At 48.0% G+C, this 6,404-nt stretch carries 7 protein-coding genes; 3 read left to right on the top strand and 4 right to left on the bottom strand.

Going from position 1 to position 6,404, the window contains the following annotated elements; translation table 11 throughout:
- Both ACYVD4_RS31595 and ACYVD4_RS31590 read left to right on the top strand, forming a co-directional pair.
- The coding region (locus ACYVD4_RS31595; protein WP_460952404.1) for an ISAon1 family transposase N-terminal region protein at nt 1–673 on the top strand (673 nt) is incomplete at its 5' end.
- On the top strand, nt 661–1,029 hold the full coding sequence (locus ACYVD4_RS31590) for a transposase (RefSeq protein ID WP_460952403.1): 369 nt from the start codon (nt 661–663) through the stop codon (nt 1,027–1,029). The genes ACYVD4_RS31595 and ACYVD4_RS31590, both read left to right, overlap by 13 nt.
- 171 nt (nt 1,030–1,200) lie before the next feature.
- Here the strand turns inward: ACYVD4_RS31590 and ACYVD4_RS31585 are convergent, their stop codons facing one another.
- Nucleotides 1,201–2,592: a sialidase family protein gene (locus ACYVD4_RS31585; RefSeq protein WP_460952401.1), complete on the bottom strand. Its 1,392-nt coding sequence runs from the start codon at nt 2,590–2,592 to the stop codon at nt 1,201–1,203.
- Nucleotides 2,593–2,818: 226 nt separating this feature from the next.
- Between ACYVD4_RS31585 and ACYVD4_RS31580 the strand changes: the two genes are divergently transcribed.
- Complete coding sequence (locus tag ACYVD4_RS31580; RefSeq protein ID WP_460952399.1) at nt 2,819–3,730, top strand: AraC family transcriptional regulator; 912 nt, start codon at nt 2,819–2,821, stop codon at nt 3,728–3,730.
- Nucleotides 3,731–3,733: 3 nt separating this feature from the next.
- Here ACYVD4_RS31580 and ACYVD4_RS31575 read toward each other — a convergent pair whose 3' ends face one another.
- From ACYVD4_RS31575 to ACYVD4_RS31565, 3 genes are read right to left on the bottom strand one after another with little or no spacing between them, the layout of a single operon-like run.
- A complete protein-coding gene (locus tag ACYVD4_RS31575; protein ID WP_460952398.1) occupies nt 3,734–4,696 on the bottom strand; it encodes a C-terminal binding protein in 963 nt (320 codons plus the stop codon).
- A gap of 54 nt (nt 4,697–4,750) precedes the next feature.
- A complete protein-coding gene (locus ACYVD4_RS31570) occupies nt 4,751–5,767 on the bottom strand; it encodes a zinc-dependent alcohol dehydrogenase (RefSeq protein ID WP_460952396.1) in 1,017 nt (338 codons plus the stop codon).
- Between the two features lie 13 nt (nt 5,768–5,780).
- Complete coding sequence (locus ACYVD4_RS31565) at nt 5,781–6,404, bottom strand: cyclase family protein (RefSeq protein WP_460952394.1); 624 nt, start codon at nt 6,402–6,404, stop codon at nt 5,781–5,783.

Below are 6,404 nucleotides of genomic sequence, written 5' to 3'. Positions count from 1 at the left end.
TGGAGTTTTTCCTCTACCGGCTGACTCAGTTATATGCTTAATCCAAGATGCTCCACAACTTTTGACCTTGATCCGTTTTTTGCCCTTAGTCGAATACCTCTTACCTGAGTTTATCTTAACCTACTACCAATTAACTCATGTCGAAAACGCTTTAGACGTACTTCATCTGTATCTGGAGGAGAAAAACTACGACGAGTCGGCTAAGCACAAGGACCAACTGATATCTAAAGGCTTTCTGCCAGAAATTACTATTCAAGACTTCCCCATCCGTGATAAACGCGTCTTTCTGCACATCAAGCGTCGTCGGTGGCTCAACACCAAGACTGGACATGTAGAAACCCGAGATTGGAACCAAGTGGCACAGGGCACGCGAATGACTCAGCAATTCGCGGATTTTTTAAAAGAAATTGACGGATTCATCCCCCACAGTACCAATAATCTGGGCCGTCTTTATGGCGTTGATGGCCATCGGCTGGCCCGACAATACCGCACGGAGTTAAGTGCGTTTTCGACTTGGGATCAACGAACTCATGCCAAGCAGTGGCTTTTGTATCCTCAGAATCTGGGGCCGCACTTGTCGCTGGATGAAACGAGTCTATCCCAGGGCGAACTGTATACGATCCTGACCAATAAAGCCGCTAAAGGGGGAAAGGATGTATCGTGGCCATTGTAGCAGGCACTAAGCCTGAAACGGTGATTGAGGTCTTGCGTAAGCTGCCTGAAAATCAGCGTAAAAAGGTACAGGAGATTACCTTAGACATGGCAGGGAACATGGGGCTGATCGCTAAGAAATGTTTTCCTAAGGCTACCCAGGTAACCGACCGTTTCCATGTCCAACAACTGGCTCTGGAGGCTGTCCAGACCATGCGAGTTGAGTACCGCTGGCAACTCTATACGCCGAAAATGAGGCTCTCTAGCAGGCTAAACTCACAGACAGGCTTTATGAGACGGACATACTTTGTAATGGCGATACACTTAAACAACTGCTGGCTTGCAGTCGCTATGTGCTTTATAAAAAAAGCCCATTGATTGGACTCCAACCCAGCAAGAGTGTATTGGACTGTTATCCTGACCTGAAGCAGGTTTGTGAGTTGAGTCAGCAGGAATCTTATTTTTACACTTCCTAAATGGCCGCCTGAAAAAATCTCCCGAGAAAACTTTGACTTGCTTTGCCAACTGTACAAAGGGAGTTCAGGAGTCTTATTCGTTCGGCGTAACTGTTACCTCCCGTATTTTTATGGCTTTACGTTCCTGACCAAGCTCATTTTTATAGCGGAAGTCCGAATAAATTACCAAAAATCGGTTGGGCCCGGTGGCCAGCATATTCGTATACCCGCACGACACCAGGTATTGTAACTCCATACGCGTACTCTCGTAGGGCAACATTTCAAAACCATCCGTCCAATCCTGACGCCCGCCTGTTTTGGTAAACCGTAGTTGAACGCCTGGTCGCCCAGAGGATAAGACCTCAACCCCATTGGCTAGCCGTAACAAGCGGGGTAACGCACCCGCAGGAGCGATGGCTAGTGGCTTTGTCCAGCTCCGTCCCTGATCGTACGACTGACTGGCGTATAAGGGGCCATTCCCCACTCCATTTGTAACCCCATCTCCATCTGCCGAACGAATCACGCAAAGCAGGCTTCCATCTTCTAACATCTCATACGTTGGTTCGCTAAAGCCGATCCGTTCGCTGGCCATTGAATCCAGCGAGGCATCAGGCTGAAATGGAATGCGACCCTGAAATTGCCAAAAATGGCCCCTATCTGTTGACCGATAAAAAACCACCCCCATTTGTTTATCAACCTGGCCGTTATCCTTCACGTAATAGCCTGGGTAAACACCCGCTAGCAGCGAACTATCGGGCATGGTGTGAATATCGCCCCACCAGACCACTGGCACTAAATCTTTCGAGCTATAACGTACTCCCCGATCATCTTCCAGTTGGGCCTGTTCTAGGTTCCAGTAGGTTTGGCCTGCGCTCTTGCGACTTAGATAAATACCGTTTACCTGAGCGGGCATAGCCTCCAGTCGATAAAAGGTAAAATTGGTTTTACGGTACTTAAAGGCCGTTCTACCCAACGGCTCCGGCATGGGCAAATCTGTTACTCTAATCGGCTTGGGGTCAACAACCCGTAGCTGGTCGCCGTTGGTTAGCGGGTAACCTACTAGCTGGGAGGAATCAGGCGTAATGGACTGCCAGGTTCTGCCACCATCAGCCGATACGCTGGACCCACTGGCCGCCAACCCATAGGCTCTAATGTCATCTGGATGCATCGCCCATTGGGCATGCAAATCGCCGTTAGCCAGCCTTGTCAAGGTAGGAAACTGATAGTAGCCCCACGGCTGAATCTTATCAGCTACAGCAATTAGGTGAGGCTCGGCAAAGTGGATATGAAATGTAGCTTTGCCGTTGCGTCGATAGGTAACGCTGGTTTGCTGCATTACCGGCACGCCAAATTCAATCTTCCTCAACGACCGCACCGGCTTCTCCTGCCAAACCAGCTGTTGAGTGGAAACGCCCACAGCGCCAAACCGGTTAGTGGTGCAACCGATTACTAACAGGCTACATAACCCGAATAAACAGAATCTCATGCTCAAGTTTATACCCTAAATACATATAATCGTTTACGAAAACATCCAATTCGAACCTAAAACCAATGACTAAAAGTTTAATAACTATCAACGACAATCAGTTGCAGACGGGACTAGGCAATCTAAAAAATAAATAGACGTTCAGGCATTAATCTTTGAGCGATCTATGAATTAAAAAAGGGATTACTTTTCGGATAAAATAATTCGCTGTTCGAAAACACAAATTATGGACCCTCTTCTTTTAAAAGTAAAAAAAATAGAAACTGATTCGTTCAGCGTCAATCACTTTAAGTACAGTGGTTCCTTTCCGGGCTTGTGGCATTACCATTCTGAATACGAACTAACGTTAATCGTTAAAAGCTCCGGAACCCGGTTTGTCGGTGACCACATTGATCGATATACGGAAAACGACCTGATTTTTATCGGAAAGAATTTAGCACATACCTGGAAAACCGATCATTCAAAAGAAAAAAATCAATTATCAGAAGCGCTCGTCATCCATTTTAAAGAAGATTTTCTGGGTCAACCTTTTTTTACAACGCCTGAATTGTATGCGGTAGAAAAGTTTCTGCAACTATCTCAGCGAGGTATCAAAATAACGGGGAAAACACAGACCGCAGTTATCGACCATATGCATCAGATCCAGGCGTTAAGCGGTGTTAATAAATTAATTAAATTATTACAAATTCTCAGCTTACTGGCTGATTCAGAAGAGTTGATCCTGTTATCCAGCGAGGGATATAATCAATATATCAATGAACATACGAATGATCGACTTAACAAGGTTCATGCCTACATCATGAATAACTTTAAATCATCGATTCGGTTGACTGATGCGGCCGATATTGCCAATATGAGCCCAACAGCGTTCTCTAGGTATTTTAAACAGCGAATGCAGAAGCCATTCTCACAATTTGTCAATGAACTGAAAGTTGGTTATGCCTGCAAACTGTTGATGCTGCACAAGTTTAGTATTCAGCAGATTTGTTTTGAATGCGGATTTCAGAACGTATCGAACTTCAACAAACAATTTAAAAGCTATACCGAACTGTCACCGAAACAATTCCAGCTAAAACACAGGTCTTTGTATCCTCAGGTATCTCTGTACCAGCTCCAAATGAATGATCCGGTTAAATAATTATTAAGCCACCCGATTTTTCAGCGGTTCTCCGTTTATCAGTCTCAGCACTTCCTCGGCAGCAAATTGCTGAAGAATCGGAATGCTACGCTGGCTATACCAGGCCGTATGCGAGGTGATGATCGTATTGGGTGCCTGACGAATCGGGTGAGCATCAGGCAGCGGTTCCTGCTCAAAGACATCAATACCCGCACCACCGATTTTATTGTCTGTCAGGGCCTTCGCCAGGTCAACCGTGTTGATCAATCCACCCCGGGACGTATTGATCAGAACCGCATTCGACTTCATGCTCGATAACGATTCCCGGTTGATGAGGTGATGCGTTTTGTCGTTGAGCGGCAAATGCAGGGAGAGAATATCCGAGTTTGTCAGAGCTTCCTCAAACGTTATTTTCTGAACACCCAGCGCCTGCATGTCTTCTTCGCTCACAAAGGGATCGAATGCGGCCAGTTTGAAGTTGAACGCAGCCGCTTTTTTGAGGACAACCCGCGCAATACGTCCGAATCCCAGTGTCGTAAACAAGGTGTCTTTACTGGCAGGAACCGTACCGGGCGGAATGATTTTCCAAACGCCCTCCCGAACCCGCCGATCCGTCGAGAGTAATTGCCGGTGTAGCGCCAGGGCCAGGGCCATCGTGTGATCCGATACTTCATCGATGCAATAATCCGGTACGTTGCAAACTGGTATTTGCCGCTCCCGGGCTACGTCTAAATCAAGGTTATCAACCCCAATACCGTAGCGGACAATGAGCTGGCAATGATCCAGATTTCGGATGATGGTTTCCGTGATGGGTGCCCATTGAACGATTAGGGCAAACGCATCTTTGGTGGCCGCCAGTAAATCCGCTTCAGTTTTACACTGGGCGTCAATCAGCTCATATCCCGATTGTTCCAGCACCGCTCGTTCCGGGTCGATGTTTGAAAAGCCGTGATCCGTAATAACAATTTTCTTCGTACCGGTAGTCATATAAAGTAAAGGTCAGAGGATACGTACCAGCAAAAGCCTGGCGAAAACAGAGATTTAAAAAAGAATGACCGATTTGACGTGAGCCGCCTTTGCCGCCATCATATCAGTAAAGGCCGTTACCCCGTCATCCAGCGGGTAATAGTGAACCCACGACGTTACGTCTACTTTCCCGGAAGCGATTAACCGCAACGATTCTCTAATTTCCTGTTGCGTAGCCGCATACGTACCAATAATCTGCTTTTCGGATAAAATAATGTCGTAGGTAAAAAACGGCTGAGCGTTTTCGTAGAGGCCAATGAGCACAACCGCCCCACCGGGCCGAATTGCTTTTAGCGCCTGCTGATTGGTTTGGGCAGTTCCTACCGCATCAACGACCAGATCAATCCCTTCCTGGTCCGTGAGCTGATGAATAACGGAAACCAAGTCTTCTTCCGAAGTATTGATAGTAGCCGCAGCACCTAATTTTCGTGCAATGGCAAGCCGCTCATTCCGCAAATCCGCTACGTACACCGCAACGCCAAGCTGCGATTGAAAGGCCTGCTGCGTAACCAGCCCGATGGGGCCGGCACCAATCACCAAAACTTTGTCGGGGTTCACTTGCCGGGCATGATTGACGATATGAATCCCATTGGCCAGCGGTTCGGCCATACAGGCGGCTTGTGGGGTAACAGTCTCCGGCATCGGCACTAAGCAATGGGCCGGTACGTTCACATACCCCCCAAAAGCCCCGCTCCGATGCATCCCGAAAATTTGCCGGTTTTTACATAAGTTTGTCCATCCCCGATTACAGTAATAGCACGTTCCGCAGGACACTACGCTGTTACTGACCACTAAATCGCCTTTCGCGTAGCCCGTTACGTTGGCACCGATCTCCTCAATCGTTCCGCAGAACTCGTGGCCCATGATCAACGGCGGAACCCGACGCGGACTCTGATTTTTAAACGTCTCCAGCTCACTCCCGCAAATGCCACAAGCCAGTACTTTCAGCAGGACCTCATCTGCGGAAAAAGGAGGCACTGGCTGTTCGGCAATCACGAGTTTTTTATACTCCGGGTAAAATAATGCTTTCATACGTAGTCGACGCTTAGAATTGAGCTACTGCTCGGATTGGGGAACCATCGCGACCTTGCAGGTTGAGCGGGAACCCCATGAAGGTAAATTCATCAGGCACCTGATCCAGATTCGTCAGGCTTTCGACGATAACGATTTCTTTTTTCAGCAGGATGTGATGCACCTCGTACCAGTCGCGGCTTGGCGTTGGGGTGTCCATGCCCAGCATCCGAATATTTCGGTCGGCCAGATACGTACTGGCTTCCTGGGTCAGCGACGGAAAATTCTCAAAGAAATCATCTTTCCCGAAGTTCTTGTACCAGCCCGTGTCGTAGATGATTTTGGCCTCAGGAACCAGCAGGCGTTCATACGGTAGAAAGTCATCGACGGTAATTTCTTCGCGGGCTTCTTTGGGGATACGTAGTACGTGCACTTTCCCGTAAAACCACTCCAGCGGCATCTGGTCCAGCGTTTTGCCGTCGTCCAGAAAGTGGTACATCGCGTCCAGGTGCGTTCCCTGATGCGACCCCATGACGATTTGGGTAATGTTGTATTTCAGTGTTCGAGTCGTTCCGTGCGGAACGATGCTCAGCTTCGGGTCAGACGGAAACGTTTGCTGCCCGTGTACCAGAGGATGGGAAAGATCGACAAGTTTCAT

It is taken from the genome of Spirosoma daeguense (assembly GCF_054776875.1).
The sequence above is the reverse complement of the archived record's forward strand: the minus strand, read 5'-3'. Positions and strand labels throughout refer to the sequence as shown.

Bases quoted from the DNA above. Each gene is read 5' to 3' on its own strand.
- ACYVD4_RS31575 (WP_460952398.1), bottom strand. From the start codon at position 4,696: ATGACTACCGGTACGAAGAAAATTGTTATTACGGATCACGGCTTTTCA.
- ACYVD4_RS31565 (WP_460952394.1), bottom strand. From the start codon at position 6,404: ATGAAACTTGTCGATCTTTCCCATCCTCTGGTACACGGGCAGCAAACG.
- ACYVD4_RS31580 (WP_460952399.1), top strand. From the start codon at position 2,819: ATGGACCCTCTTCTTTTAAAAGTAAAAAAAATAGAAACTGATTCGTTC.
- ACYVD4_RS31585 (WP_460952401.1), bottom strand. From the start codon at position 2,592: ATGAGATTCTGTTTATTCGGGTTATGTAGCCTGTTAGTAATCGGTTGC.
- ACYVD4_RS31570 (WP_460952396.1), bottom strand. From the start codon at position 5,767: ATGAAAGCATTATTTTACCCGGAGTATAAAAAACTCGTGATTGCCGAA.